Origin of the sequence: Enterobacter sp. ku-bf2, from assembly GCF_001742765.1 — a bacterium.
In the GTDB taxonomy this organism is placed as follows: domain Bacteria; phylum Pseudomonadota; class Gammaproteobacteria; order Enterobacterales; family Enterobacteriaceae; genus Enterobacter; species Enterobacter quasiroggenkampii.
This window is the reverse complement of the sequence record NZ_MDVW01000001.1, coordinates 1329350-1355340: the sequence shown is the minus strand read 5'-3', so window position 1 is coordinate 1355340 and position 25991 is coordinate 1329350. Positions and strand designations below refer to the sequence as shown.

General features: G+C 60.3%; 25 protein-coding genes, 1 pseudogene and 1 riboswitch. Of the genes and pseudogenes, 14 read left to right on the top strand and 12 right to left on the bottom strand.

Annotated elements, in window-relative coordinates; translation table 11 throughout:
- Positions 1–133 precede the first annotated feature (133 nt).
- Complete coding sequence (uraD, locus tag BFG58_RS06530; protein WP_069719479.1) at positions 134–634, top strand: 2-oxo-4-hydroxy-4-carboxy-5-ureidoimidazoline decarboxylase; 501 nt, start codon at positions 134–136, stop codon at positions 632–634.
- Complete coding sequence (uraH, locus tag BFG58_RS06525) at positions 631–954, top strand: hydroxyisourate hydrolase (protein WP_063621334.1); 324 nt, start codon at positions 631–633, stop codon at positions 952–954. Before uraD ends, uraH begins: the two co-directional genes overlap by 4 nt.
- Here uraH and guaD read toward each other — a convergent pair.
- Positions 934–2253: a guanine deaminase gene (guaD, locus tag BFG58_RS06520; protein WP_069719478.1), complete on the bottom strand. Its 1320-nt coding sequence runs from the start codon at positions 2251–2253 to the stop codon at positions 934–936. The genes uraH and guaD overlap by 21 nt on opposite strands.
- 99 nt (positions 2254–2352) lie before the next feature.
- Complete coding sequence (locus BFG58_RS06515; RefSeq protein ID WP_008499855.1) at positions 2353–3849, bottom strand: NCS1 family nucleobase:cation symporter-1; 1497 nt, start codon at positions 3847–3849, stop codon at positions 2353–2355.
- Positions 3850–3993: 144 nt separating this feature from the next.
- Here BFG58_RS06515 and BFG58_RS06510 point away from each other — a divergent pair, with 144 nt between their 5' ends.
- The 3 genes and pseudogenes from BFG58_RS06510 to puuE all read left to right on the top strand — a co-directional run bounded on the left by BFG58_RS06510 (position 3994) and on the right by puuE (position 6399).
- Complete coding sequence (locus BFG58_RS06510) at positions 3994–4710, top strand: GntR family transcriptional regulator (RefSeq protein ID WP_069719477.1); 717 nt, start codon at positions 3994–3996, stop codon at positions 4708–4710.
- Positions 4710–5579 (top strand): annotated as a pseudogene (locus BFG58_RS06505) (aspartate/glutamate racemase family protein); the annotation flags it as partial. The gene BFG58_RS06510 and the pseudogene BFG58_RS06505, both read left to right, overlap by 1 nt.
- A complete protein-coding gene (gene puuE, locus BFG58_RS06500) occupies positions 5500–6399 on the top strand; it encodes an allantoinase PuuE (RefSeq protein WP_240186502.1) in 900 nt (299 codons plus the stop codon). The pseudogene BFG58_RS06505 and the gene puuE, both read left to right, overlap by 80 nt.
- 115 nt (positions 6400–6514) lie before the next feature.
- Here the strand turns inward: puuE and hpxZ are convergent, their stop codons facing one another.
- From hpxZ to hpxW, 4 genes are read right to left on the bottom strand one after another with little or no spacing between them, the layout of a single operon-like run.
- Positions 6515–6901, bottom strand: a complete 387-nt coding sequence (hpxZ, locus tag BFG58_RS06495; protein ID WP_008499851.1) for an oxalurate catabolism protein HpxZ — start codon at positions 6899–6901, stop codon at positions 6515–6517.
- Positions 6898–8295 (bottom strand): AtzE family amidohydrolase, encoded by a 1398-nt coding sequence (locus tag BFG58_RS06490; RefSeq protein WP_069719476.1) that lies wholly within the window; start codon positions 8293–8295, stop codon positions 6898–6900. The genes hpxZ and BFG58_RS06490 overlap by 4 nt, the downstream gene beginning before the upstream one ends.
- A complete protein-coding gene (gene hpxX / locus BFG58_RS06485; protein WP_024909607.1) occupies positions 8292–8480 on the bottom strand; it encodes an oxalurate catabolism protein HpxX in 189 nt (62 codons plus the stop codon). Before hpxX ends, BFG58_RS06490 begins: the two co-directional genes overlap by 4 nt.
- A 10-nt stretch (positions 8481–8490) precedes the next feature.
- Entirely contained in the window at positions 8491–10074 is a 1584-nt protein-coding gene (hpxW, locus tag BFG58_RS06480) for an oxamate amidohydrolase (RefSeq protein ID WP_069719475.1), read from the bottom strand.
- A gap of 144 nt (positions 10075–10218) precedes the next feature.
- Between hpxW and hpxU the strand changes: the two genes are divergently transcribed.
- The 7 genes from hpxU to hpxK all read left to right on the top strand — a co-directional run bounded on the left by hpxU (position 10219) and on the right by hpxK (position 16567).
- Positions 10219–11058 (top strand): MurR/RpiR family transcriptional regulator HpxU, encoded by an 840-nt coding sequence (gene hpxU, locus BFG58_RS06475; protein WP_069719474.1) that lies wholly within the window; start codon positions 10219–10221, stop codon positions 11056–11058.
- Between the two features lie 192 nt (positions 11059–11250).
- Positions 11251–12033: a transporter substrate-binding domain-containing protein gene (locus BFG58_RS06470; RefSeq protein WP_008499846.1), complete on the top strand. Its 783-nt coding sequence runs from the start codon at positions 11251–11253 to the stop codon at positions 12031–12033.
- A gap of 4 nt (positions 12034–12037) precedes the next feature.
- Positions 12038–12703, top strand: coding sequence for an amino acid ABC transporter permease (locus BFG58_RS06465; protein WP_048027626.1), 666 nt, complete (start codon positions 12038–12040; stop codon positions 12701–12703).
- Positions 12703–13359 carry an amino acid ABC transporter permease gene (locus BFG58_RS06460; RefSeq protein ID WP_083261469.1) on the top strand — a complete coding sequence of 219 codons (657 nt, stop codon included), beginning with the start codon at positions 12703–12705 and terminating at the stop codon, positions 13357–13359. Before BFG58_RS06465 ends, BFG58_RS06460 begins: the two co-directional genes overlap by 1 nt.
- A complete protein-coding gene (locus BFG58_RS06455; RefSeq protein ID WP_069719473.1) occupies positions 13340–14077 on the top strand; it encodes an amino acid ABC transporter ATP-binding protein in 738 nt (245 codons plus the stop codon). Before BFG58_RS06460 ends, BFG58_RS06455 begins: the two co-directional genes overlap by 20 nt.
- Before the next feature lie 13 nt (positions 14078–14090).
- Positions 14091–15332 carry an alanine--glyoxylate aminotransferase family protein gene (locus BFG58_RS06450; protein ID WP_069719472.1) on the top strand — a complete coding sequence of 414 codons (1242 nt, stop codon included), beginning with the start codon at positions 14091–14093 and terminating at the stop codon, positions 15330–15332.
- On the top strand, positions 15329–16567 hold the full coding sequence (hpxK, locus tag BFG58_RS06445) for an allantoate amidohydrolase (RefSeq protein WP_069719471.1): 1239 nt from the start codon (positions 15329–15331) through the stop codon (positions 16565–16567). The genes BFG58_RS06450 and hpxK overlap by 4 nt, the downstream gene beginning before the upstream one ends.
- Here the strand turns inward: hpxK and BFG58_RS06440 are convergent.
- From BFG58_RS06440 to BFG58_RS06420, 5 genes are all read right to left on the bottom strand, one after another.
- Complete coding sequence (locus BFG58_RS06440) at positions 16564–17814, bottom strand: MFS transporter (protein WP_048027321.1); 1251 nt, start codon at positions 17812–17814, stop codon at positions 16564–16566. The genes hpxK and BFG58_RS06440 overlap by 4 nt on opposite strands.
- 48 nt (positions 17815–17862) lie before the next feature.
- On the bottom strand, positions 17863–19419 hold the full coding sequence (locus BFG58_RS06435; RefSeq protein ID WP_069719470.1) for an MFS transporter: 1557 nt from the start codon (positions 19417–19419) through the stop codon (positions 17863–17865).
- Between the two features lie 39 nt (positions 19420–19458).
- Positions 19459–20823 (bottom strand): glycoside hydrolase family 28 protein, encoded by a 1365-nt coding sequence (locus BFG58_RS06430; RefSeq protein WP_069719469.1) that lies wholly within the window; start codon positions 20821–20823, stop codon positions 19459–19461.
- A 219-nt stretch (positions 20824–21042) separates the two neighbouring features.
- Positions 21043–22722, bottom strand: coding sequence for a hypothetical protein (locus BFG58_RS06425; protein ID WP_069719468.1), 1680 nt, complete (start codon positions 22720–22722; stop codon positions 21043–21045).
- 163 nt (positions 22723–22885) lie between these two features.
- A complete protein-coding gene (locus tag BFG58_RS06420; RefSeq protein ID WP_048027328.1) occupies positions 22886–23887 on the bottom strand; it encodes a magnesium transporter in 1002 nt (333 codons plus the stop codon).
- Positions 23888–23947: 60 nt separating this feature from the next.
- A riboswitch (M-box (ykoK) riboswitch) is annotated at positions 23948–24117 on the bottom strand.
- A 159-nt stretch (positions 24118–24276) separates the two neighbouring features.
- Between BFG58_RS06420 and BFG58_RS06415 the strand changes: the two genes are divergently transcribed.
- Positions 24277–24780: a DedA family protein gene (locus BFG58_RS06415; RefSeq protein WP_048222448.1), complete on the top strand. Its 504-nt coding sequence runs from the start codon at positions 24277–24279 to the stop codon at positions 24778–24780.
- A gap of 1 nt (position 24781) precedes the next feature.
- On the opposite strand, the gene BFG58_RS06410 is transcribed toward BFG58_RS06415, so the two are convergent.
- Positions 24782–25531, bottom strand: a complete 750-nt coding sequence (locus BFG58_RS06410; RefSeq protein WP_069719467.1) for an SDR family oxidoreductase — start codon at positions 25529–25531, stop codon at positions 24782–24784.
- 100 nt (positions 25532–25631) lie between these two features.
- Between BFG58_RS06410 and BFG58_RS06405 the strand changes: the two genes are divergently transcribed.
- Positions 25632–25991 (top strand): helix-turn-helix domain-containing protein, encoded by a 360-nt coding sequence (locus BFG58_RS06405; RefSeq protein WP_063621345.1) that lies wholly within the window; start codon positions 25632–25634, stop codon positions 25989–25991.

Sequence of the window (25991 nt, the reverse complement as noted above, 5' to 3'; positions counted from 1 at the left end):
CAAAGGCGGTGAGCGTGCCTTTTTATGAATCAAAAATTTCCTGGTCGACCTTGTGGAATCGACTGTTTCACGCCTGTGCTCAGGGTGGCGTGGTTTGTGCAATAGCCTGGAGAAGGACAATAAAGGAGACACTATGATCGCACTGCACGACTTCAATCATCTTCCCCATGAACAGGCGTTAGCGCTGATTCACCCCTGCGTGGCGCTTCCCCGCTGGGCCGATGCGCTGGTTCACGGGCGGCCTTACGCCAGCCGGGACGAATTGTTCAGTACGGCGAAATCGCTGATGCAAAACTGGGACGAAGCGGCGCTGGCGCAAGCCCTGAGCGCCCATCCGCGCATCGGGGAAAAGCCCGCGGGTTCAGCGACGGAGGCGGCACTGTCGCGCCAGGAGCAGGGCGCGGTGAACGATCGCGATACCGCCCTTGCCCAGGCGCTGCGTGAAGGCAATGCCCGCTACGAAGCCCGCTTTGGGCGCGTCTTTCTGATCCGCGCGAAGGGACGCAGCGGCGAGGAGATATTACAGGCCCTGCACGCGCGGCTGGAGAACAGCGACGCGCAGGAAATCCGTGCCGCGCTGGAACAGCTGCGGGAAATTACGCTGTTGCGACTGGAAGGAGTCATTCACGAATGAGCACACTCAGCACCCATATCCTCGATATTTCGACGGGCAAGCCCGCAGAGGGCGTGACGGTTCATCTGCAACAGGACGGGAAGACGCTGGCCACGGGCGTGACCAACGTTCAGGGACGCATCGCCGCGTTCGTTCCCTCTCTGCCCGCGGGCCGCTATCGGCTGGTGGCGGAGATTGGGGCGTGGTTTAGCGATACCGGCCGGGAGACAATCTATCCCTGCGCGCACATTGAGTTTGTGACGGGTGAAACGGCAGACGAGCATTTTCATCTGCCGTTTGTGATTGCTCCCGGCGGGTGGTCAACCTACCGGGGCAGTTGACCACACCCGCTCGCCGTTGACCCAGGTCTCGCTGATGTTGCGTTCGTCGCCGAGGGTCATCAGCACAAAGAGCTGCTCGTAGATATCCTGGCAGCGACGATTGCGCAGGCGCTGCAGCGGCGTTACGTCGGGGTCGATAACCACGAAATCCGCCTCTTTGCCTGCCGCGAAGTTGCCAATCTTATCGTCCAGCCGGAGGGCGTGCGCACCGCCCAGTGTGGCGTGATAAAACGCCTCGCTGGCGCGCAGGCGGTAGCTCTGAAGCTGGCCCACCTTGTAGGCCTCCCCCAGCGTGCGCAGCATGCTGAATGTGGTGCCCGCCCCGACGTCGGTGCCGATGCCCATCCGCACCCTGTGCTGCCAGCAGGCGGGCAGGCGAAACAGCCCGCTGCCGAGAAACAGGTTCGAGGTGGGGCAAAACGCCACCGCCGAGCCGGTGTCATGCAGACACTGCCACTCGCTGTGGTGCAGATGGATCGCGTGGGCAAACACGCTGCGCTCGCCGGTCAGGCCGTAGTGGTGATACACGTCCAGATAGCGCTCATGCTCCGGCCAGAGATCACTCACCCAAGCCACTTCGTTGGGGTTCTCGCTCAGGTGGGTCTGCAGCCAGGTGTCCGGGAACTCCTCTCTGAGCAGGCTGACCGCCGCAAGCAGCTCGGGTGATGACGTCGGCGCAAAGCGCGGCGTAATCGCATAGCCCAGCCGTCCACGGTGATGCCAGCGCTGGATCAGCGCCCGGGTCTGCCGGTAGCTCTGCTTCGCGTCTTCGCTCAGGTAGTCCGGCGCGTGCCTGTCCATCATCACCTTTCCGGCGATAAGGCGCATGTTCAGGCGCAGGGCCTCGGTAAACAGCGCTTCGACCGATTCCGGATGCAGCGTGCAAAACACCAGCGCGGTGGTGGTGCCGTTGCTCACCAACTGGTTAATGAAAAATTCGGCGATCTCTTTTGCGTAGGCCTCATCGGCAAACTGGCTCTCCACCGGGAAGGTGTAGGTGGTCAGCCACTCCAGCAGCTGTTCGCCAAAGGCGCCAATCATCTCCGTTTGCGGATAATGGATGTGGGTGTCCACAAAACCGGGTAGCAGCAGCCTGCCGCGCAGGTCGGTATAGCCTTTGTGCGGGTCAAGATACTGCTCGCCCTCCTGCCACGGCATCTGTGCCAGAATTTTTCCGTGCTGGATAAACAGCAGTCCGTCCTCAAGATAGCGCGCGTGCTGGGCAATGGCGTCTGCGCTGTCGCAGACCCGGGCTATATCAAAAAAAGCACCGCGTATCGCAGTCTGGTATTCCATCATGGTTCCTGCCTTCGTGTGTGCGTAGCGGGGGTGAGAAGGCTCAGCAAGAACGGTGCCAGAATGAACGGGCCGCAGATATGCTGCGGCCGAAGGGAAAGGTTACTCTTTTTGCGTCGCCACGCGGGAGCCAAACGACGTCGCGCCTGCCGTCTCGCGCTCTTCCCGCGCCAGCCAGCGGTAGGTGACGCCGCCGAGGAAGACGCCAATAAACCAGCTGAAGTTTGCCACCTCATGCAGGGCCGGGATAAAGCTAATGACCAGGCCCACGGCAACGGACGGGATCAGCGCCCCAATGGCTTTCGGGTTAAAGCCGTTGCGGTACCAGTATTTGCCCTTTGGCGTGTCGTCGAACAGATCGTCAACCGACACCTTGCCGCGTTTAATCAGGTAGAAATCGGCGATCAGGATGCCGAACAGTGGGCCGATAAACGCCCCGAGCACGTCCAGGGTGTAGTGGATAAGCTCCGGCGAGTTGAACAGGTTCCACGGGGTGAGCAGGATCGAGCCGACGGCAGCAATCATGCCTCCGGTGCGGAAGCTGATTTTCTGCGGCGAGCAGTTAGAGAAATCAAACGCCGGTGAGACGAAGTTCGCCACGATGTTGATCCCGATGGTGGCGGTGATCATCGTCAGCAGGCCAATCGCCACGGCCAGATCGTTGCCCACGCGGCTGACGGTCTCAATCGGGTCGGTGATCATGCGGCCAAACAGCGACTGGGTGCCGGAGACAATCACCACGGTGACGATGGAGAACAGCAGGAAGTTAAACGGCAGCCCCCAGCGGTTGCCACGGCGGATCTCACCCATGCTTTTGCCGTAGCGGGAGAAATCGCCAAAGTTGAGCAGCGGACCGGAGAAGTAGGAGACCACTAGCGCCGTGGCGGTGATCATCTGCCAGGTCTGCTCGCCCGCGCTCAGGGATTTGCTGGCGAGGGTAAAGGAGATGCCGTCAAAACCGGTCTTGTATACAATCCAGCCGGCGAGGGCCAGCATCACTACGTAAACCGCCGGACCGGCGATATCAATAAAGCGCTTGATGGCGCTCATGCCGTGCCAGAAGACCATCGCCTGCAGGACCCACATAATGGCAAAGCAGATCCAGCCCAGATGCGACAGGCCCAGGAATGCGCCGGTAGTGAGTGAAGAGAGCGATGGCCAGAACTTCAGCGCCACCAGCATCAGGGCGTTGGCGGCGAGGTAGGTCTGAATGCCGTACCACGCGAAGGCAATCAGCCCGCGGATCACCGCCGGAATATTGGCCCCGAACACGCCAAACGCCTGACGGCTGATCACCGCGTAGGGCACGCCGGCCATCTGGCTCGGTTTGGCCACCAGGTTGGCGCACAGCTGCACGATGCAAATCCCCACCAGCAGGCAGAGCAGCACCTGCCAGCTTGCCAGCCCGAGCGTAAAGAAGCTCGCGGCGACAACATAACCCCCCATGCTGTGAACGTCCGACATCCAGAACGAAAAGATGTTGTACCAGCTCCAGTTCTGGTCACGCGTCGGTGCCAGATCCTCATTGCAAAGACGTGGGCTGTAAACCGCACCGGAATCAGCGGCCGTACCCTGCTGCGCGTTTTGACTGTTTGGCATGAAACCTGCTCCTGTGAATGAAAACCCGTTGAGTGGGAGTGCAGACGGTGTTGCAGGATCCAGGCCAAAATAATAAATCTTGTATGCAATATTTTATTTTTATGTATACGATTCGATAACGGAAAGTAAAATTCGGAGTGGTAAATGAACAACATAAACGCCCTGCAGACCGCGCCAGACCTGCATGACAAAGACGAATCCATCTTCCAGGCGCTGATGACCGCGATTGTCGAACACCAGCTGCTGCCGGGGAGCAAATTGCCGGAAGAGGCGCTGGCCGAGGTCTTTGGCGTGAGCCGCACGGGCATCCGCAAGGTGCTTCAACGACTCGCCGCTGTGCAAATGGTCACCCTGACGCCCAAGCGTGGTGCACACGTCGCCAGCCCGACGGTGGAAGAGGCGCGGCACATCTTCCGCACCCGCGCCCTACTGGAGGTCGCTAACCTGCCGGACGTGCTGGCGCACTGCCAGCCGCCGCATCTTGCCGCGCTGGAGGCCATTATTCGTCAGGAGCAGCAGGCGCACGAGGCCTATGACGGCCCGGCGGCGATCCGCCACTCCGCCAATTTCCATATTCAGCTGCAGGCCATCTCCGGCAACCAGGTGCTCACTGAGATGGTGACCAGCCTGAGCCAGCGTTCTTCGCTGGTGATTGCCACCTGGGGCGCGCCGTGGCGTCAGGGCTGCCGCTGCAACGATCACGAGCAGTTGGTGGATCTGCTGCGCCAGAAGGCGCTTGATCCGCTAAGCGATGCATTAATGCACCATTTTGAACATATCGTCGCCAGCCTCTGCTTCGAGCGGGCGGGCGAGTGCCTGCCTGATTTTGCCCGGCTGTTTGCCGGCCACAAGGAGTCGTAATGTCTGTCTGTATACAAGTGATCAACCCCAACACCAGTCTCGCCATGACGGAAACCATCGGCGCGGCGGCCCGCGCGGTGGCGGCACCGGGAACGGAGATCCTCGCGGTCTGCCCAGGCGCGGGCGTGCCGTCGATAGAAGGCCACTTTGATGAGGCCATCGCCGCCGTCGGTGTCCTGGAGCAGATCAAAAAAGGCAGGGAGCAGGGCGTGGACGGTCACGTGATCGCCTGCTTTGGCGATCCGGGCCTGCTGGCGGCGCGCGAGCTGGCGCAGGGGCCGGTAATCGGCATCGCCGAAGCCGCCATGCATATGGCGACGCTGGTCGCGACGCGCTTTTCGGTGGTCACCACGCTGCCGCGCACGCTGATCATTGCCCGTCATCTGTTGCACCAGTATGGCTTTCAGGACCATTGTGCGGCGCTGCACGCCATCGACCTTCCGGTGCTGGCGCTGGAAGACGGCAGCGGTCTGGCGCAGGAGAAAGTGCGCGCGCGCTGTATACAGGCGCTGAAAGAGGATGGCTGTGGCGCCATCGTGCTGGGCTGCGGCGGCATGGCGACGCTGGCGCAGGAGCTGACCCGAGAGCTGCGCGTGCCGGTGATCGACGGCGTCAGCGCGGCGGTGAAGATGGTGGAATCGCTGGTGGCGCTGGGGCTGTCGACCAGCAAGCACGGGGATCTGGCGTTCCCGGAGAACAAACCGTTAAGCGGGCATTTTCAGGCATTGAATCCATTTTAATTTTTTGGGGGTGGCAATGGGGCTTTTTGAACAGGATTATCCGCGGGATCTGCGCGGCTATGCGGGCAACCCGCCGCACGCGCGGTGGCCGAATCAGGCGCGCATCGCCGTGCAGTTTGTGCTCAATTACGAAGAAGGAGCAGAAAACCACGTTCTGCACGGCGATGCCGGATCCGAGCAGTTCCTGTCGGACATCATCGGCGCGGCCAGCTACCCGGACAAACACATGTCGATGGACTCTCTCTACGAATACGGCAGTCGCGCCGGGTTCTGGCGGATCCACAGTGAATTTCAGAAACGCGGCCTGCCGCTGACGGTCTTCGGCGTGGCGATGGCGCTGGCGCGTCATCCGGAGATAGTCGAGGCAATCAAAGCCGCGGATTACGACGTGGTCAGCCACGGCTGGCGCTGGATCCACTACCAGAATATGGACATCAGCCAGGAGCGCGAACACCTGCACAAGGCGGTGCATGTTCTGACCGACCTGTTTGGCAAGCCGCCAACGGGCTGGTACACCGGGCGCGACAGCCCCAACACCCGCCAACTGGTGGTGGAGCACGGCGGTTTTGATTATGACAGCGACTACTACGGCGACGATTTGCCCTTCTGGACGGAGGTGGCCTGCAGCGATGGCTCCCGTAAACCGCACCTGATTGTGCCCTATACGCTGGATGCGAACGACATGCGCTTTGCGACCGCGCAGGGGTTTAACACCGCCGAGCAGTTTTATACCTATCTGAAGGACAGTTTTGACGTGCTGTACGAAGAGGGGGAAAGCGCGCCGAAGATGATGTCCATCGGCATGCACTGCCGCCTGCTGGGGCGACCGGGGCGTTTTCGCGCGCTGCAGCGGTTCCTGGATTATGTGCAGCAGCACGAGCGGGTGTGGGTCTGTACCCGCCAGCAGATTGCCGACCACTGGCGGGACGTGCATCCGTTTCAGAAATAAGTGTGCGATGTTTTGCCGGGTGGCGGCTGCGCCTTACCCGGCCTACAGGGCCCACAGGGCATACGGAACATCGTAGGCCCGGTAAGCGCAGCGCCACCGGGCAGGTTTTTCAGCGTTACACCATCAAACTCACCTGCGCCGCCACGATGCGCCACCCGTAGGCAAACCGCACCCACGTCTGCTGCTGGCGGCCAATGCGTTCTGTGCTCTCCCGGGTAAACTCGGTGCTGCACACGGCATAATCCTCCCCGAAGGTGGTGATGACGGTGTGGCGCAGCGTCCGCTGCAGCCCGGCAGCGGGGCGCGCCGCGCGAAAGGCGCGGATTTCATCAATTCCGTACAGGTTTTCCCCCGCCCCCAGCCGCACCGTGTTTTTGTCGTGCCAGAACAGCTCGTCCAGCACCGCAACGTTGTTGCTCACCAGCGCGTCCTCATAGCGGTAAAACGCGGCCGTCACCTCGGCAACCACCCACGGGAGGTTAATGTCATCGTGATTCATCATGCTGCTATCTCCGCCGGACGGGCATCGGTGATGCCGCTCTCCTCCAGAACCCGCGCGACGCGCAGGCAGGCCTGCTCGTTAAACGGCGCGGCAATCAGCTGCACGCCGATGGGCGCGCCCTGCGCGGTGCGCAGCGGAACGGTGGTCACGGGCAGGCCCAAAAACGAAATTGGCTGGGTCAGCATCCCCATGCTGGCGGGAATGGGCAGCGGCTGACCGTTAATTTCCATGGTTTGCTCGCCCGCCAGCGTCGCGCTGCGCGGGGTGGCCGGGGCGATCAGCACGTCGGCCTGCGCGAATAAGGTTTTGAATGCCTGCCGGGCGTGAGCGCGAAACCGCTGGGCCTGAATGTACCAGGCGGAGGGGATCATCGCCCCGGCCAGCAGGCGTTCGCGGGAGTGAGGCTCAAAACGCGCCGGCTCCTGGCGAAGCGCGGGCAGGTACTGATTTCCCCCTTCGGCGGCGCTGATGATAAACGCCGCCGAACGCGCCAGCTCGGCGTCCGGGAACTGCAGCTCATCCTGCACGTCGAGCGCCTTCGCCACCCGCGCCACGGCGTCTCTGGCGTCCGCGTCGCACCAGGTGGTGAAGTAGCCGCCTAGCACCGCGCAGCGCAGGCCGTCAAGCCCGCGATCGAGCAGGGGGCGCGTCTGCTCCCGCGAGCTCTCTGCCTGAAAACCGTCGCTGGTGTCCCGTCCCTGCAGGGCGTCATACACGGACGCCAGGTCACACACGCGGCGGGCGAAGGGGCCGATATGATCCAGACTCGGGACAAACGGATGGCTTCCGGCGCGCGACAGGCGGCCAAAGGTGGGCTTCAGGCCGTAGATGCCGCACAGGGAGGCCGGAACGCGAATCGACCCGTTGGTGTCGGTGCCGAGTGAAAAGTGCACCAGCCCGGCAGCCACCGCGGCCGCTGACCCGCCGGACGACCCGCCCGCAATGCGCGCCAGGTCGTGCGGGTTACGCGTCGTGCCGTAGTGGCTGTTCTCGGTGGTAAAGCCGTAGGCGTAGGCGTCCATATTGACCATCCCGGTCAGCAGCCCGCCCGCGCTGCGCAGCTGGCGTACCGCAAAGCCGTCAGCCGCGGCGGCAGGGCGCTGGCTGAACAGCTCGGCCCCGGCGAGGGTGGTGTGACCGGCAACGTCGAACAGGTTTTTCACCGCATAAGGCACACCTGCCAGCGGCGGCAGGGGACGCTTTTCCCGTCGCAGGGTATCAATATTATCGGCTTCGGCGAGCATGCGTGCTTCCGTCACGGTGGTCCAGGCGTTGATCTGCGGGTTAACGCGCGCAATCGCCTCCAGCGTCTGTCGGGCGATCTCGTGGGCGCTCAGCTCTCCCGCGCTCAGCGCCTGCTGGATCGCGCTGATACTCATCTCGTGTAGCGTCATGCTTTATACACTCCTGCAATCTCCAGACGGTCGTCGAGCGGCAGCGCCATCAGCGGGGCGGCCATGCTGGCAATGCGGCTGAACTGCAGCTGCAGCTCGGCGCGGCGGGCGTCATCCAGCTCAACGCCGAGTACGGTTTCCATCTGCGCCAGGTACGCCTGCCAGTCGGGTTGGTGTGTCGTCATTGTTTTCTCCTCAGAATCCGGCGGCTGTGCCGTTGCTGCGCGGGTCAAATGCCCCTTCGAACAGCCCGTTGGGGTGGCGGACAATGGCGCCCGCGTGACCCATGGCTTCACTAAAGTCAGGGAAAAGCTCCACCTCGTGGCCGAGTGCCTGCAGGCGCGCGACCGTCTCGGGTGAAAAACGTCCTTCAAGCTTTAAGGTGTCCGAGGTTTGTCCCCAGGTACGTCCCAGCAGCCAGCGCGGGCGGGTAATGCTCTCCTGCAGGGGGACGCCCTGAACAACGTAGCGGGTAAAGAGCGCAGCCTGGGTTTGCGGCTGTCCGTCGCCACCCATCGATCCGTAGACCATCACGCGTCCGTCCTTCAGACGCGCCGCCGCCGGGTTCAGGGTGTGGAACGGCTGTTTGCCCGGCGCGAGGGCCAGAAGATGGGCGGGATCGAGGCTGAAGGATGCGCCGCGGTTCTGCCAGACGATGCCGGTATCGGGCAGCACCACGCCGCTGCCGAACTCGTGATAAAGGCTCTGGATAAACGACACGGCAAGCCCGCTGCTGTCCATCACCCCCATCCACACCGTATCGCCGGGACCTTTTCCGGTTCCCCACGGCGCCGCGCGTCCGTCGTCAACCCTGTCGGCAAGCGCCTGGAGGGCGGCGGGATCCAGCAGCTGCTGAACATCGGTGTTCAGCGCGCGCGGGTCGGTGATGTGGGCATCCCGCAAGCCAAAGGCCAGCTTGGTGGCTTCCACGATGCGGTGCAGGGTGTCGGCGTCGTCGGCCTCCGCCATGTTCAGGCGGTCAGTAATGCCGAGTATCGCCAGCGAGACCAGCCCCTGCGTCGGCGGGGCATGGTTAAAGATCTCCCCCTGCTGATGCTGCAGCTTCAGCGGCACGGTGCGTCGGGCGGCGTGCGCGTTGAGATCGGCCCGCGTCACGGGCAGACCCAGCGTCTCCATGCCCTGCGCCAGGACTTCCGCCAGCGGGCCGCGATAAAAGCTGTCCAGACCGTCCTGCACCAGGCGCGTCAGGGTCGTGGCCATGGCGGGCTGGTAAAAGCGGCTCCCGACCTGCGGCGGCTTGCCGTCCATCAGCCAGGTTTCCGCGAAGCCGGGAACGTCCTTCAGCTCGTCGAACTTGCTGGCCGTGGCGTGGGCCTGAGAGGCCGTGACCGGCGTGCCGTTTTGCGCATAGTCAATAGCGTCGGCCAGCAGGCGGGCCAGCGGCAGCGCCTTGCCGGTCATCTCGCGCGAGACCGTCAGCGCCTCGTCCCAGCCGCTGACGGTTCCGGCGACGGTCAGCGCCGCACGGGGGCCGCGATGGGGGATCTGCGTGAGCCCGTTGTAGGCGGCCAGCGTCGCGCGCGATCCCGCCGCGCCGCTGGCATCGATGGCGATGGGATCGCCTTCCGGGGGCACGATAAGCCAGAAGCCATCGCCGCCCAGCCCGTTCATATGCGGATAGACCACGGCGATGGTGGCCGCCGCCGCGACCATCGCTTCGATGGCGCTGCCGCCTTCGCGCAGCACCGCCAGCGCGCTCTGGCTGGCGAGGTGGTGGGGCGCAACCGCCATACCGTGTGTGGAGACATTACTTTGCATGAAGAGTCCTCGTAACCCTGAAAGTCACAAGGTGCTGCAAAAGCTGTTCCAGTTCTGAATAAAAAGTTTCATGCCAGTTGCCGCAGAAGCTGGCATGCTTAATGAATAATGAGCATGAGATGAAACAAACGTTACAGAGGCGTTATGGAACAGCTTGATGAACGACTGAAAGCACAATACGCGTCATTGTCGCCGCAGGAGCAGCGGGTGGCGGATTTTATTTTCGATCATTTTGACGACCTCATTAGCTATAACAGCGCCGAGCTGGCGCAGCTGAGCGGGGTGTCGAAAGCCACGGTGAGCCGTCTGTTTAAGCGTCTGGGCTATGAGAAATATAAGGACATGCGCGAAGAGCTGCGCACCCTGCGCCAGAGCGGGATGCCGCTCACCGACAATCGCGATGCGGTGCAGGGCAATACGCTGCTGGCGCGCCACTATAAGCAGGAGATGGCAAACCTGACCCAGTGGGTCAATGCCCTCGACGCGCAGCAGTTTGCCGACGCCATGGCCTGCATGGTGAAGGCGCGGCGCATCGTCATTATCGGCATGCGTAACGCCTATCCGGCGGCGCTGCACCTGCGCCAGCAGCTGCTGCAGGCGCGCGGTCAGGTGCTGGTGCTGCCGCAGCCGGGGCAGAGCCTGAGCGAGGAACTGGTGGACTTAACGCCGGACGATCTGGTGGTGATGATGGCCTTCCGCCGTCGCCCGCGCATCATTCGCCCGCTGATGCAGCAGCTTCAGAGTAGCGGTATTCCAGTGCTGCTGATGTGCGAGCCGCAGGCCCACAGCCTGTTCCCGCTGGCGAGCTGGCAGCTCTGCACCCCGCTGGACAGCGTCTCCGCCTATGACAGCTATTCGTCGGTCAACAGTCTGATCAACCTGCTGGCGAACGCCTTCCTGCATGACATTCTCGATAAGGGCCGCCCGCGCATTCACGAGATTGCCTCCCTCTACCAGCAGCTGGACGAGCTGGAACAGCGATAATGGGGCATCAGGCTGGTGCTTTGCATTAAAACAGTGCAATCAGACGGGGCGTAAAAGAGCGCCCCCTTTTCGCCATTCCCCGCTTTATCAGGCTTTATGACAATATCCCCCGTTTCGCCTGACCTGGCACATTAGTTGCAAAATCACATTCAAAGAATCTTTTGTTTCATGTTAACGTTACGGGGAAGCACCATGAAAAAATTGTTGATTGCACTGGCCGGGGCAGCATGCCTGTTCACACAGCTGCCGGCAAAGGCTGACCAGCTTCAGGATATTGAGAAACGCGGCACAATTCGCATTGCCGTTCCGCAGGATTTCCCGCCGTTTGGCTCGGTGGGAACCGATCTGCAGCCGCAGGGCTATGACATCGACATGGCGCGCTATCTCGCTAAACAGATGAAGCTCAAGCTGCAGCTGGTGCCGGTGACCAGCGCCAACCGCGTGCCGTACCTGCAAACCGACAAGGTGGACCTGGTCATTTCCAGCCTGGGTAAAAACCCGGAGCGCGAGAAGGTAATCGACTTCAGCCGCGCCTACGCGCCATTTTTCCTCGGCGTGTTTGGTCCGAAAGGGGCTGAACTGAAGGATGCCGCCGCGCTCAGCGGAAAAACCATCGGCGTGACGCGCGGGGCGGTGGAGGACATGGTGCTGACCGGCCTGGCGCCGAAAGACGCGGACGTGAAGCGCTACGAAGACAACAACACTACGCTGTCGGCATATCTGTCCGGCCAGGTGCAGTACGTGGCGACCGGCAATCTCGTGGTGGCGGCCATTTCGCGCCAGAACGCGGCGAAAGCCCCGGTGCCGAGCTTTATGCTGAAAGACTCGCCGTGCTTCATTGGCCTGAAGAAAAACGAACCGGCCCTGAAGGCAAAAGTGGACGCGCTGATCGAGCAGGGCATTAAGGACGGCACGCTGAACGGTCTGTCTGAGCAATGGCTGAAGGCCCCGCTGCCGGCAAACCTTGGCGCCTGAGCCGATGACTGAGCAACTTGATTTTTCCGCCCTCTGGCCGCACTGGCCGGAGCTGCTGGCCGGGCTGTGGGTCACTATTCAGCTGACGGTGATGGCCACCGTCGGCGGGCTGGCAACAGGGATTGTCGGCGCGGCGATCCGCAGCGGACGCACCACCTGGTACAGCCGGATCTGGGGCGGGTATGTGGAGATCATCCGCAACACGCCGTTTGTGGTGCAGCTGTTTTTCATCGTCTTCGGCCTGCCGAACCTGGGGCTGAAGATGACGGCGGGGGAAGCGGCGCTGCTGGCCATGGTGGTCAACCTGGGCGCCTACAGCACCGAGATTATTCGCGCGGGCATTCAGGTCACGCCGAAAGGGCAGTGGGAGGCCGGTCGCGTGCTGGGGCTGACCCGCCTGCAGACCTTTATCCGCGTGGTGCTGCCGCCTGCGCTGCAGCGCATTTATCCGGCGCTGGTGAGCCAGTGCATCATCGTGATGCTCGGCTCGTCGGTGGTGTCGCAGGTCTCGTATGAAGAGCTAACCTTCGCCGCCAACCTGATCCAGTCCAGAACGTTTTTAAGCTTTGAGGTCTATCTGGTGACCACCGGGATTTACTTAGCGCTGTCGATTACCCTGCGCCAGCTGATGATGGCGGCAGGACGGAAATGGCTGGGGGTGCAGGCATGATGACCACCTTTACCGACTGGGACATTATTCGCAATCTGCTGCTGGCCGGACGCTGGACGGTGCTGCTGTCGCTGGTAGCGTTCGTCGGCGGGGCGGTGGTAACGCTGCCGCTCCTGCTGCTGCGCCTGACGGGCGGGCGCACGGTGACGCGCATTATCCGCGGCTATATTGAGCTGTTTCAGGGCACGCCGCTGCTGATGCAGCTGTTCCTGGCCTTCTTCGGCGTGGCGCTGTTCGGCATCGACGTTTCGCCGTGGACCGCCGCCTCGCTGGCGCTGACGTTCTACACCAGCGCATTTCTGCTCGATATCTGGTACGGCAGCATTCGCGCCCTGCCGAAAGGGCAGTGGGAAGCCTCGCGCTGCCTGGGGCTGACCTTCGGCCAGACCCTGTTTCGCGTGGTCGCCCCGCAGGCGCTGCGCATCGGCATTGCGCCGACGGTCGGCTTTGCCGTGCAGGTGATCAAAGGTACCGCGCTGGCGTCGATTATCGGTTTTGTCGAGCTGACCAAGGCCGGGACCATGCTGACCAACGTGACCTATCAGCCTTTTAAGGTCTTTGCGCTGGTGGCGCTGGGCTACTTTATTCTGTGTTATCCGCTGTCGCGCTACAGCCGCTATCTGGAGACGAAATTCAATGCCTCTCATCACCATTAATCAGGTGCAGAAGTACTACGGCGATAACCACGTGCTCAAGGGCGTCGATCTGGATATCGACATGGGCCAGGTGATCTCCATCATCGGGCGCAGCGGATCGGGCAAAAGCACGCTGCTGCGCTGCATTAACGGCCTGGAAGGCTATCAGGACGGCAGCATCAAGCTGGGCGGCATGACCATTACCGACCGGGATTCCCAGGCGCGTGAAATCAGCCGCTCGGTGGGGATGGTGTTCCAGAGCTTCAACCTGTTCCCGCACATGACGGCGCTGGAGAACGTGATGCTCGCCCCGCGTCGGGTGCTGAAAAAAAGCGCCGCCGAATGCCGGGCGCTGGCGCAGCAGATGCTGGAAAAGGTTGGCCTTGGCGATCGTCTGGATTACTACCCGTCGAGCCTCTCCGGCGGCCAGCAGCAGCGCGTGGCGATTGCCCGCGCGCTGGCGATGTCGCCGAAAGTATTACTCTGCGACGAGATCACCTCCGCGCTGGATCCGGAGCTGGTGGGCGAAGTGCTCAAAGTGCTGGAGCAGCTGGCGGCCGAGGGGATGACGCTCATACTGGTTACCCATGAAATGAATTTTGCCCGCGAAGTGGGCGACCGCGTGGTGTTTATGCACCAGGGGAAAGTCTGGGAGCAGGGCGACAGCAAAACGCTGTTCGCCAACCCGCAGACCACGGAACTGAAGCAGTTCATCTCCTCCGTGCGCGGCCTCAAATGATAAGGACTGAACAATGGATATCGCACACTTTCCGCAAATCAACCCGCCGCAGCGCCTGCTGATGGGGCCGGGTCCGATCAACGCTGACCCGCGCGTGCTGCGCGCCATGTCGAGCCAACTGATCGGCCAGTACGATCCGGCCATGACCCACTACATGAACGAGGTGATGGCGCTCTACCGCGGGGTGTTCCGCACCGAGAACCGCTGGACGATGCTGGTGGACGGCACCTCCCGCGCGGGGATTGAAGCCATTCTGGTCTCCGCCATTCGACCGGGAGATAAGGTGCTGGTGCCGGTCTTTGGCCGCTTTGGCCACCTGCTGTGCGAAATTGCCCGCCGCTGCCGTGCAGAGGTGCATACCATCGAGGTGCCGTGGGGCGAGGTGTTTACCCCGGACCAGGTGGAGGATGCGATAAAACGTATTCGTCCGCGCCTGCTGCTGACCGTGCAGGGCGACACCTCCACCACCATGCTGCAGCCGCTCGCGGAGCTGGGCGCGATCTGCCACCGCTACGACGTGCTGTTTTACACCGACGCCACCGCGTCGCTCGGCGGTAACGCGCTGGAGACCGACACCTGGGGGCTGGATGCCGTCTCGGCCGGGATGCAGAAATGCCTCGGCGGCCCGTCGGGCACGTCGCCGATCACCCTGAGCGCGCGGATGGAAGAGGCGATCCGCCGCCGCAAGTGCGTGGAGGAGGGCATTCGCACCGACGCCCACCGCGACGGCGATGAGGAGATGATCTACTCCAACTACTTCGATCTCGGCATGGTGATGGACTACTGGGGGCCGGAGCGGCTGAACCACCACACCGAAGCAACTACCGCGCTGTTTGGCGCCCGCGAATGCGCGCGGCTGATCCTGCAGGAAGGGCTGGATAACGGCATCGCGCGTCATAAGCTGCACGGCGATGCGCTGCTTAAGGGGATTCAGGCGATGGGGCTGGAGACCTTCGGCGACCTGAAGCACAAGATGAACAACGTGCTGGGCGTGGTGATACCGCAGGGCGTCAACGGCGACCAGGTGCGTAAGCTGATGCTGGAAGATTTCGGGATTGAAATCGGCACCTCGTTTGGCCCGCTGCACGGCAAAGTGTGGCGTATTGGCACCATGGGCTATAACGCGCGCAAGGACTGCGTGATGACCACCCTGAGCGCGCTGGAGTCGGTGCTGAACTACCTCAAATTTACCACCACGCAGGGGGCCGCCATGCAGGCCGCGTGGGACCACTATCGCCGCGAGACGCCGCAATGAGCCCGGCGGCAGAACGGGTGATGGCGCGCGCCGACGCGCTGGCCGCCATCAGCGAAACCCCGGATGCGCTGACAAGGGTCTATCTCTCCACGCAGCATCTGCAGGCCAACCAGGTGGTCGGGGAGTGGATGCGCCAGGCGGGCATGACCGTCTGGCAGGACAGCGTGGGCAATATCTGTGGACGCTACGAAGGCGCGCAGGAGGGGGCCCAGGCGGTGCTGCTTGGCTCGCATCTGGACACCGTACGCAACGCCGGGCGCTACGACGGCATGCTCGGGGTGCTTACCGCCATCGAAGTGGTGGATAGCCTGCACCAGCAGGGTGTGCATCTGGCGCAGGCCATAGAGATTGTCGGCTTTGGTGATGAAGAGGGAACCCGTTTTGGGATCACCCTGCTAGGCAGCCGGGGGCTGACGGGCACCTGGCCGCAGGGCTGGCTGGAGACGTGTGATGCTCAGGGCATCAGCGTGGCGCAGGCGATGGTGCAGGCGGGGCTCGATCCTGCCCGCGTGGCGCTCGCGGCACGTCATCAGGACGATTTTAGCGCCTGCCTGGAACTGCATATCGAACAGGGACCGTGTCTGGAGCAGGAAGGGCTGGCGCTGGGCGTGGTGGAAGCCATTAACGGCGCGCGCCGCCTCAACTGCCGCTTCACCGGCGAGGCCGGGCATGCGGGTACCGTGCCGATGCATCACCGTAAGGATGCCCTGGCCGCTGCCGCCGAATGGATGGTGCTGATTGAAAACACCACCCGACAGCAGGGCGGCAACCGGGTGGCGACGGTCGGTGAACTGCGCTGCCTGCCCGGTGCGGTCAACGTCATCCCCGGCGAGGTTGCGCTCTCACTGGATATTCGCGGCCCGCAGGATGCCCCGCTTGACGCGCTGCTCGCGGAATTGCTGGCGCAGGCGCAGGCGATTGCCGCTCGTCGCGGGCTGAGCTTCAGCGCCGAGGAGTTTTACCGGATCGCCGCCACGCCGTGCGATGCACGTTTGCAGCACCTGCTGGGCGACGCCGTGGAATCGGTGCAGGGGCGTTCGTTATCCCTGCCCAGCGGTGCCGGGCATGACACCATCGCCCTGGCGGAACGCTGGCCGGTGGGGATGCTGTTTGTGCGCTGCAGGGGCGGGGTCAGCCACCATCCGGCGGAATCGGTGATGGCTGAGGATGTCGCTCTGGCAATTGAGGCGTTTGGGCGAGCGGTAAAAAAACTGGCAGGCGATGAAACGGCTTAGGCGTTCGGCCGTGCCGCCGTTTCCGGTAGGCGCAGCGGTACCGTCATCAGGCTGGCGGCGAAATAGAGGACGGCTATCACCCACAATGTCCCTTCCACACCCAATGGCGCGACGCACACGGTGACGATGAAGGGGCCGGCGAAATTGCTTAGCCCCGAACCAAGGTTGAGACAGGAGATCGCCGCCCCTTTGTTTTCCGGCAGCAGCGAGGGGATCAGGGCGCTCAGCGGGCCAAACGCCCCCAGGCCGATAGCGTAAAGGGCGAGCGCCAGAAACAGGGCGAGGGTGCTGTGGCCAAACAGCACGGGGGCATAACACACCGCGATGGAGGCTACGCCGCATAGCGTACCGGAAAACCACATCACCGTTTTTCGCCAGCCCAGGCAATCGCCCAGCCAGCCAAACAGATAGCTGGCGAAAATATTCACAATATTGACCAGGCCCCAGACTGTTAGCCACTCGGCAATGCTAAAGCCAAATTGCGGTAAATAGACCGGCATCAGGATCACCAGCGAAAATTTACCGATGTCATTGATGGTTTTCACCACGACCGCCAGACGCATTTTCGGCTCTCGCACCAGGACGATAATCCCCTCCAGAAGCGCTGTTCTCAGCGGATAACCGTCCCTGAAAACGGGCCGGTCGTGGTTGAGGACCAGTGCACAAAACCCGCCGCAAAGAACAAACGCGAAGCCGCTCAACAGCGTGCCCGTTTCGCCTATGCGTGCCAGCATCATGCTGGAGTACCACGGGCCAACAATTGTCATTCCGACACCGAAGGCTATCCAGAACCAGGAGACCGCACGGCCTAAAATACGGCTTTCGCAGCGCTGGTTTATCCATACCAGAAACGAGTAGGCAAACAGCGGGTAAGCCACCCCGCGTAGCGCGTAGGTTGCGACCATGAGCGGATAGTTATTCTGGGGGAGGGCAACAAAAATAAAGGGCACCGAGCCGATAAAATAGACCACCGTCGCGATCCACATCAGCCGGCGCACCCCCAGCACGCCTGCTCCGATACCGGAAAACCAGGAGACAGCGGCAACGCACAGGCCGAAGATGGATGAGAGCAGGCTAATTTCAACAGGATCAAAGCCCCGCTGCTGCAAAAGTGAAGCCAGCCAGCTTTGTTCGATGGTCGCTCCGGTTATAAATAAAAAAACACCGATGAATCCCCAGCTAAGCTCCCGGGGTAATCCTATCCGCGCCCATATCCCTTGTTGCATCACCAGGTTATGTTCAGTCATGTTGTTCTCTTCTTCCTGCCGGGCGGGCACGGTTACCCGCCCGGAACATCAGGCATTTTTCAGTTGTACGGTCGAACGGGATTTCATCTGGCTACGATTGACGTGGCCCACCGTGTTCTGCCCCCAGCACTGCTCGTAAGGTAAGCCGGTAAGACTTTCAATCACGGCTCTGTTTTCAGCGCTGACAGCGTCTTTCTTTTCGCCACGTTTGAGGCGTGCAACCTCGTCGTTAAGGATGGCATGAGTACGGCTGTTCACCTTGAACTGGAAGGCCGACCATATCCCCCAGAGCGTGAGCACAACGGGGAGCGCAATCATGATAATCACGATCATTGTGATGGCCGTTCCCGGCTGGTGGCTCTGCCCTGAAACGAAGCCGGAGAGTTGCAACGCAACGCCGACCAGGAAGATTGACAGCGCCTGGGAGGCTTTACGCAACAGGCTCATAAAGCCAGCAAAGATCCCTTCGCGGCGGCTGCAGGTGAGGATTTCATCCACGTCCGCCACAAAGGTGTAGTTGTTCCACGGGATCGCGTAGATCCCCCCGCGCGCCAGACCCGCAATCCCTGCCGTCAGATAGAGCAGGGCCATACTGGTAGAGCCGTTTACCCATGCCGCGCCGAAAAGGAGAAAAGCGAGAAGAGCGAGTGTTGCCTGGGTGGCGAACGCGCGTGAGGGTGAGAAACGCAGCGTGAGCCAGGTTGCTACACCGACGCCAAAGAACTGCATGCCGTTGATGGTCGCCAGGAGGTTGGAGGCAACGACCGGGGAGGTCATCAGGGCGAAGACGACAAAGTAGGTGAATACCGAATTGAAGATATCCTGGGCAACTGAGCCGCCCAGATACATCCCCAGGTGCGAGCGGAAGGTTTTTATTTTCAGCGTGGACAGGAAGTCGTAGCAGATGGCGTGAGCGCGGGCGAGGAGCGGCTGCTTTTCCCCCTCGTCAACGTGACGCTCGCATTGCTCTATCTCATCAAGCGAGCGTTCCCAGGTACCGAAGTAGACAAAGAACAGGACGACCATAAATGAGAGCGTGAAGATCGCGCCGGCATAAAAGAACGAATCTGCGGAGTCTGAACCAAAATAAGACACCAGGCGTCCCGGCAGAAAGGCGGCGGCAAATCCCGCCAGTTGGGCGATATACATACGGGCGCTGGTCAGCTTCGAACGCTTGCTAAAATCGGAGGTCATTTCTGCGGAGAGCGTATCGTAAGGGATAATAATCATCGAATAGACGATTTCGAACAGAATATAGACCAGCAGATAGATCCAGTAGTTAAACCCCTCTACCCACAGCAGGCTGTAGACCGACACCAGTGGAATACTGACCAACAAGAAGAAGCGGCGACGACCAAAACGACGGCCCAGCCGGGTTTTATGGAAGTTATCGGAGACATAGCCCATCAGCGGACACATGATGACGTCGACAATGCGCGCCACGGCAAACAGCGAGCCTGCTTCAATCGGCGTTAAGCCGCAGAAGGTGGTCAGGAAGAAGAGTAACCATGCGCTCACCAGCGTGAACGCGCCAGATCCTATTACATCAGCAAGACCATAACAAACGTAGTTATGCAGCTTTATTTCACGTACTTTTTTTATCATTTTTATCCCCAGTGACGAAGTCGTCCAAAGGTTCCACCTTTATGCACAGGCGGCGTCGGTGATGAGGTTCTGAACGTTAAGCAGGACGGTTTTTTCCGCGTTCCAGCCTGCAGGCAAGGGCACCGGTCGGCAGAGGTGCGTGGCGCAGAGCCGCAGCCCGCTTACGCCGTTGGCGTAAAAAACGGGCATACCGCCAGGGTAGGGCTCTACCCCATGCGCACGGCCGGTAGACGGATTGATGTTGTAGGCGTTGTCCAGCCCTATTCCGGTGGGACGCGCGGGGTTGCACGGCGGACGAATATCGTAGAAGCCTTGTTCCTGCGAGTCGCTGAGGCATTGTTCAACGCAGAGACCATTAAACATGACGTCGCGAATGTTGCCCGGCGTGTCGCTGTGCAGGTTAATCGCGCCTTCAGCGTGGCCTGCAAGGTTACTGAAAATGACGTTTTCGATGGCGCCAGGCTGAACCTCTGGCGCACGGTGGCGTACCGAAATATAGATCGGATCGGCTTTTCCCCAGTGACAGGGATGGCCGTGACGGCAGTCAAACAGAATATTGCTGAACACCAGCCGTTGAAAACGCCCTCCATCGCGTGAGACCAGCCCAATCCCCCGGTTGGACTCAAAAATCGTGCAGTTGTTGACGGTGATGTTCTCAATATCGGCAAAGGTTTCCGTACCGATTTTGATGGCGCAGCTTTTGGAACGCACAATACAGTTGTTCACCGTTACGTTACGAATGGGCTGCTGTAGCGGCGCGGGTTTCCGGGTGGTTTTCAGGCAAATCCCGTCGTCGGCGGCGCTGAAGTAGCTGTCGCTGATATGGACGTGCTGGCAACTGTCGATATCGAGCGCATCGGTGTTGGCGAGCGCCAGGTCATTATCAATGGCGATGTTCCGGACAAAAACGTGGTTGCAGCTCACCAGATGAGCGGTCCACATCGGCGAGTTATGCAGGGTAATATCCTGCAGGCGTACCTGTTCGCAGCCTTCAAACACCACCAGTCGCGGGCGCTGTGATTTAGGCTGGCGATAGCCCTGGTCATCCGCATCTGATGAAAACCAGCTTGCGGCGTCTCCATCAATTTTTCCTTCTCCACTCAGCGTGATGTGCTGCTCGCCACGGGCGTAAAGGAGCGCCATGTTTGACATTTCTGCGTGCGTCACCGTCTCCGTATGCTGGTAATCGGCAGGGTTTGCGCTGGCGCGCAGGCAGGCACCGGCTTCCAGATGCAGGGTAAAATGAGAGGGTAAAACAAGCGTACCGGTGAGCCAGATGCCGGGCGTCACGACAAGCGTTCCGCCCCCGGCGGAGGCTATCTCATCGATAAGCTGTTGCAGTTGCGCCGTCAGTACCGTATTGCCGCTGCGGTCGAGTGGCGCATTGTCTAAAGAAATTTTCATCGTCATTCCTGTTCATCAACATGATGACCAGGATTTAACGCGTTTTTACCGTTGCCGGAGTGCGCAGAAACGGTGCTTCTTGACGTAACGGTGAAGCACTTCACGTTTGATTTCTGCAGGACAATTAATTATTGAAAATTGTCACATTTCGCGTTTTTTCAGACCGAAAGGGTGTTGCAAAAAAGAGAAATCGTGGTTGCCAGGGACGCGGGTGAGGGGTTATGAACGCCCTCTCAGCGACGTTAATTCATGGCTCAGACTGTCAGCCAGCGCACGTACCCGCGAGGCATCAAATAACACATGCAGACCGGGTGAGGCGTCAGCGTGTTTCTGGCAGTAATCCTCCATTTCACAGGCGCATCGATAAAGCTCCTGAATATTGATATGGCTAATCTCCTGCATACTCCAGCTGTTCTCGACCTCACGGGCATAGCGCAGCGTAAAGAACGCCTTTTGCGCATGTAAAAAGAGACGACAATAGAGGGTAAAGCCCTGCCACTCTTCATACCAGCGATGTTCAAGCGAGCGGGGAAACGCGGCGCGTTTTACGAAATGCAGTGCCGCTTCCTGCAGCGCGGCGGCAGCGTTGCCCGCCTCGTCTTTCTCCCTTGCGATACGTGACAGGCAAGCGGCGGACGTTTCTGGATCGTTGCGATCGAAGGTGATTGTCCGTTCTGAGCCGGGCAGCCAGTAATTGCGGTTTAGCTGGCCGTAAAGGCTCCACACCGCCTGGCCATAGCTTTCGGGTACCTGGCTGTGACGATGAAAAACGTGCTTGCGGACATAAATAGCGCTGTATAACACCTGTCCCGCTTGCTCAAGCAGGGAACAAAATGTCTCAAAGGTCTGCTCGTCGGGTTGCCAGCCATAGCTTTCGTGTAGCCAGTCGGTCATCAGCTGCGCTTTCGTCAGCGTTGTCCCCTCGTTGCTTAGCATTCTGCTGCAGGCCACCAGATTACATTCGCTGAGCGTACCCATGATCCAATGGTTATCCAGACTTTCCCAGCTCACTTTGCATACCGCGCCAGTAATGGCCGGGTTACTGCGACACCAGAGCAACCGCCCCTGGAGTTCATCAATACGCGGGAATGGAAAGATGCCCCAGCCAACCTCTTCCCCGACCAGGTCGATCTCTGTCCAGACCTCGCGCTCCCGAACCTCCAGCAGTGCGGGGTTATTAGGAAAGGATGGCCAGAAACGTTCGGGGGTGAGCTTGATCGAGACGCTGACGCTCGCCGGTAAGGGACGGATGGCCTCCAGCACGTTGCCAAGATCGTGGTTATCCGCCGGAAATACACGCAGCACCAGATGTTTATTTTCCTGCTGCATCACGCAGGAGAGGGCAGTGAAGCAGCAGCTATAAATCATGAAGCTGCGATCGTCGCGTTGTAACGGGACGGGTTTTTCCGTTGATGGCTGCTCCCAACTGGGGCGTGAGACAGGCAGCAATCCGTCGGTGTTAGAAATCGCAATCATCAGGCCGCTGAGAGAAGGAATGCGCTGGCAGATCTGCGAAATCTTATCCGCAAGGTAACTGCACCAGAAGTCCACGTCGAAGCGTACACCCTGGTTGGGATCAAACAGGTGCGGATGGGAAAGCAAGAGATCGGTTGGAAAGTTGAGCTCTTTGGCCTGAAGGTAAAATCGCAGCCCCTGACGTCGGCACAGCTGGCCCAGGCGGTTGAGATAAACGCAGCGCGCCCGCTGCTGGCTGGATAAGCGGTCATTGTAGTGATGTGGCGTATACCCTTTCGGTGTGGCAAGCAGATTAAAGAGGTCAGCCTGCCCGACAATAAGGGTATTGAAGCCATGGGCTACAGCCCACTCCACCAGTTCACCGGTTTTATTCCAGTCCCAGTAAGCCTGGGTATTCAGTTCTACCGCTCGCGTCTGCCACATATCCCTGTCCATTCGTCCGACGAAAACAGGGTTACTATCTCGCTTTAGTTATGCCTTTCGCAAGCAGAGCAATAAGTTCCGGAATTTATAAAGACGAACTGACCACTCAGTTCGTCAGTAAGGTGTGTTCAACCTCCAGTGGGAGGTTGAGGCGCGCGATCGTTCACTCCAGCCCCAGCGTATATTGCGCGATCTTAAAGTAGATAATCAGCCCGGTACCGTCGATAAGCGTCGCGATAAACGGTGCGGAGACGACCGCCGGGTCAATGCCGCAGCGCTTGAGCACCATTGGAATGACGGACGAGACAATGGCGCTCCACAGCGTAATGCAGACCAGCGTCAGGCTGACGATGAGCGTAATTTCCAGCCCTATTCCCATCATCCAGGCGCGGATGCACCCGGCAAGACCCAGCGTGGCGGCAATCATCAGCGAGGTGGTCATCTCTTTACGCAGCACGCGGCCCACGTCGCGCAGACGCACTTCCCCCAGCGCCATGGCGCGCACCAGGGTGGAGGTGATCTGCGTCCCGCTGTTGCCGCCCGTGCCGATCAGCAGCGGAATGAAGAACGCCAGCGCGATGGCGGACTCCAGCGCCTCTTCAAAATGCTGAATAACCGAGCTGGTGTAGGCTTCGGCGACAAACAGCAGCAGCAGCCAGACGGAGCGTTTTTTCCACAGGCTATACGGGCTGGTCTCCAGATAGGGCTTCTCCAGGGGGAGCGTCGCCCCCTGAAGCTGGGCATCTTCGGTGACGTCATCTTCCAGCAGATGGGCGATTTCGCGCTCGGTCAGGCAGCCGACGAGCTTGCCGTGGGTGACCACGGGCACCACATCCGCGCCGCCGTGCGCCAGCAGTCCGGCAACATCGGCACGTTCATCCTCCGGTTTGACCTGCAAAAACTGCGAAATCATCAGCGACTTCACCGGCTGCACCGTATCGGTGGTCTGCAGCAATTTGCGCACGGCAACCATCCCCGCCAGGCGGCCATGGTCTTCGATAAAAATATGCGACGGAATATCATCGTCTTTTAATTTTTCGAAGAATTGCTCGCGCGCCAGCGCCACGCATAATGCCATATCGAGGACGATAAAATCGGTATTCATATATTGCGCGATCGCGCTGTCATTGAATGCCAGGTTTTGGTTGTGAATAGCGTAAGACATAGTGAATTCCCTTTGAATAATAAAATCTCTCAGGGGCGAGCAAGACAGGGCATGTCGAAGAGGAGATCCCCACGTCCTGGGTTCAGCACTGTACACCGTATCCCGCGAGGGAAGTTATACTGACAAAGCCTTGATTCGACAGTGCCTGTTTTACCCTGTGTCGATTCTCTCGAACCTACCAGAGCGATAACGTGTATTTGTACAGGAGCCTCGCCATAACGAGATCGTTGTAAAACGAGAGGAATAATACGCTTATTTAACGTTGCCGCTCAGGAATTTAAAAAATGTTTAAGAACGGTTTAGGAGAATATTATTAATGGAATGTTGAGGGTTTATTTAAGGTTATTCATTTTAAATGGAGAATTAAATAATTAACGGGGGAGGGGAAAATGGCGTGGCTTGATAATCTGCTGAATCATTTTGCGCTGTATCCGGCACATCTGTTCGCGCTGTTATTTATGATGGCGTTGAGCAAGTCGACGGTGCTGATCTCCTCCGTGTTGCCGCCCGCCTCGGTCATGCTGCTGGCGGGCATTACCGTCAGCCAGGCAAGCATGCATCCTGCCCTGGCGTGGCTGGCCGTGGTGATGGGGGCAACGGCGGGCTCGGCGCTGAACTACCACTTAGGACAGCGGATGGGGCACACGCGCTGGATGACCCGCTTCACGGCAAAACACGCCGGTAAATTTCTGCGGGTGCAGCATCAGCTACAAAAAAACGGGGTGCTGGTGCTGTTCACCGCGCGCTTCCTGGCGGTATTGCGCTACATCGTGCCGCTGGCGGCAGGCATGCTCAGGCTGAACGTGGTGAAAGTTTACGGCGTGAGCCTGGCCTCTGCCGCCGTATGGGCGGCGCTGTATGTCGGCATCGTCACCGGCATCAGCGCCTTTTGAGTTACAGGCTCCCCATTCCGCCGTCCACCAGCAGTTCCGTTCCTACCGTGTAGCTCGACTCGTCGGAGGCGAGATAGAGCGCGGCTTTTGCCAGCTCCGTCGTCGAGCCCATTCTGCCCAGCGGCACCAGCTTGATGATCTCCGCCATCATTGCGTTAAGCGCCTCTTCGCTTAAGCCCGTTTTCGTAAAGGCCGGGGTTTCCACCGGACCGGGGCTCAGGCCGTTGACGCGGATCCCGCGCGGCAGCAGCTCCGCCGACAGCGTGCGCGCCAGCGACAGCAGGGCGGCCTTGCTCGCGGCATACACGCTGCTGGTGGGCAGTCCGATGCGCGCGCTCACGGAGCCGCAGAGGATCACCGACGATGGGTTATTCAGCAGCGGCAGCAGCGCCTGGATTAAAAAGAACGGTCCCTTCAGGTTGATGTTCATCAGGCGGTCCCAGGTCTCTTCCTGCCAGGCTTCCAGCGGCGCGTGCGTCACGTCGCCGGCGTTGAGAAAGACCGCGTCCAGGCGTGGCCAGCGGGCGGCGAGGGTTGCCGCCAGCGCTTTTTGCGACGCGATATCGCCCGCATCGGTTGGGATCACCCAGGCCTTATCGCCCAGAATGCGCTCTGCTTCGGCGAGGGTGTCCGGGTTGCGTCCGGTCACGGCGACGTGCGCCCCTTCGACGATAAATGCCTGCGCGGTGGCGAGACCGATACCGCTGGTGCCGCCGGTAATCAACGTATACTTATCGGTTAAACGACCCATGTTCTTCTCCTGAAATGTCACTGGAGAAAGCACTATAGAAACGTTAGTATCGAAAGGAAACCAGGTACCAAATGGATACTAAAGAGGCAAGAGGTGTGCTATGGCTGAAATGCTGGAGGAGTGCTGTGAAAAAAAATCTGAGGCCTATACCTGCCCGATGACGCAGTTTGTAAACCTGATTTCCGGCAAATGGGCGATCCCGATCCTCTATCGTCTTATTGTGATTAACACGCCTGTCCGCTTTGGCGACCTGCTGCGGGCGGCTGCCCCCATCACCCAGAAAGAGCTGACGAAGCAGCTGCGTCTGTTTGAACAGCGCGGGCTGGTGACGCGGACGGTTTATCCGGAGATCCCGCCGCGCGTGGAGTATCAGATTACCGGGCTGGGGTTAACCCTGCAGGATGCGCTCTCGCCGCTGGCCGCCTGGATGAGCGAGTACGGCGACCAGCTTCAGCGTTAG

Excerpts from the sequence above, each read along its gene's own strand:
- hpxZ (WP_008499851.1), bottom strand. The coding sequence starts at position 6,901 with ATGATGAATCACGATGACATTAACCTCCCGTGGGTGGTTGCCGAGGTG.
- BFG58_RS06455 (WP_069719473.1), top strand. The coding sequence starts at position 13,340 with ATGCCTCTCATCACCATTAATCAGGTGCAGAAGTACTACGGCGATAAC.
- BFG58_RS06460 (WP_083261469.1), top strand. The coding sequence starts at position 12,703 with ATGACCACCTTTACCGACTGGGACATTATTCGCAATCTGCTGCTGGCC.
- uraH (WP_063621334.1), top strand. The coding sequence starts at position 631 with ATGAGCACACTCAGCACCCATATCCTCGATATTTCGACGGGCAAGCCC.
- BFG58_RS06450 (WP_069719472.1), top strand. The coding sequence starts at position 14,091 with ATGGATATCGCACACTTTCCGCAAATCAACCCGCCGCAGCGCCTGCTG.
- guaD (WP_069719478.1), bottom strand. The coding sequence starts at position 2,253 with ATGATGGAATACCAGACTGCGATACGCGGTGCTTTTTTTGATATAGCC.
- BFG58_RS06410 (WP_069719467.1), bottom strand. The coding sequence starts at position 25,531 with ATGGGTCGTTTAACCGATAAGTATACGTTGATTACCGGCGGCACCAGC.
- BFG58_RS06435 (WP_069719470.1), bottom strand. The coding sequence starts at position 19,419 with ATGATAAAAAAAGTACGTGAAATAAAGCTGCATAACTACGTTTGTTAT.
- BFG58_RS06470 (WP_008499846.1), top strand. The coding sequence starts at position 11,251 with ATGAAAAAATTGTTGATTGCACTGGCCGGGGCAGCATGCCTGTTCACA.
- BFG58_RS06440 (WP_048027321.1), bottom strand. The coding sequence starts at position 17,814 with ATGACTGAACATAACCTGGTGATGCAACAAGGGATATGGGCGCGGATA.
- BFG58_RS06415 (WP_048222448.1), top strand. The coding sequence starts at position 24,277 with ATGGCGTGGCTTGATAATCTGCTGAATCATTTTGCGCTGTATCCGGCA.
- BFG58_RS06430 (WP_069719469.1), bottom strand. The coding sequence starts at position 20,823 with ATGAAAATTTCTTTAGACAATGCGCCACTCGACCGCAGCGGCAATACG.
- BFG58_RS06405 (WP_063621345.1), top strand. The coding sequence starts at position 25,632 with ATGGCTGAAATGCTGGAGGAGTGCTGTGAAAAAAAATCTGAGGCCTAT.
- BFG58_RS06515 (WP_008499855.1), bottom strand. The coding sequence starts at position 3,849 with ATGCCAAACAGTCAAAACGCGCAGCAGGGTACGGCCGCTGATTCCGGT.
- uraD (WP_069719479.1), top strand. The coding sequence starts at position 134 with ATGATCGCACTGCACGACTTCAATCATCTTCCCCATGAACAGGCGTTA.
- BFG58_RS06510 (WP_069719477.1), top strand. The coding sequence starts at position 3,994 with ATGAACAACATAAACGCCCTGCAGACCGCGCCAGACCTGCATGACAAA.
- BFG58_RS06465 (WP_048027626.1), top strand. The coding sequence starts at position 12,038 with ATGACTGAGCAACTTGATTTTTCCGCCCTCTGGCCGCACTGGCCGGAG.
- hpxW (WP_069719475.1), bottom strand. The coding sequence starts at position 10,074 with ATGCAAAGTAATGTCTCCACACACGGTATGGCGGTTGCGCCCCACCAC.
- hpxX (WP_024909607.1), bottom strand. The coding sequence starts at position 8,480 with ATGACGACACACCAACCCGACTGGCAGGCGTACCTGGCGCAGATGGAA.
- BFG58_RS06420 (WP_048027328.1), bottom strand. The coding sequence starts at position 23,887 with ATGTCTTACGCTATTCACAACCAAAACCTGGCATTCAATGACAGCGCG.
- BFG58_RS06425 (WP_069719468.1), bottom strand. The coding sequence starts at position 22,722 with ATGTGGCAGACGCGAGCGGTAGAACTGAATACCCAGGCTTACTGGGAC.
- BFG58_RS06490 (WP_069719476.1), bottom strand. The coding sequence starts at position 8,295 with ATGACGCTACACGAGATGAGTATCAGCGCGATCCAGCAGGCGCTGAGC.
- hpxK (WP_069719471.1), top strand. The coding sequence starts at position 15,329 with ATGAGCCCGGCGGCAGAACGGGTGATGGCGCGCGCCGACGCGCTGGCC.
- hpxU (WP_069719474.1), top strand. The coding sequence starts at position 10,219 with ATGGAACAGCTTGATGAACGACTGAAAGCACAATACGCGTCATTGTCG.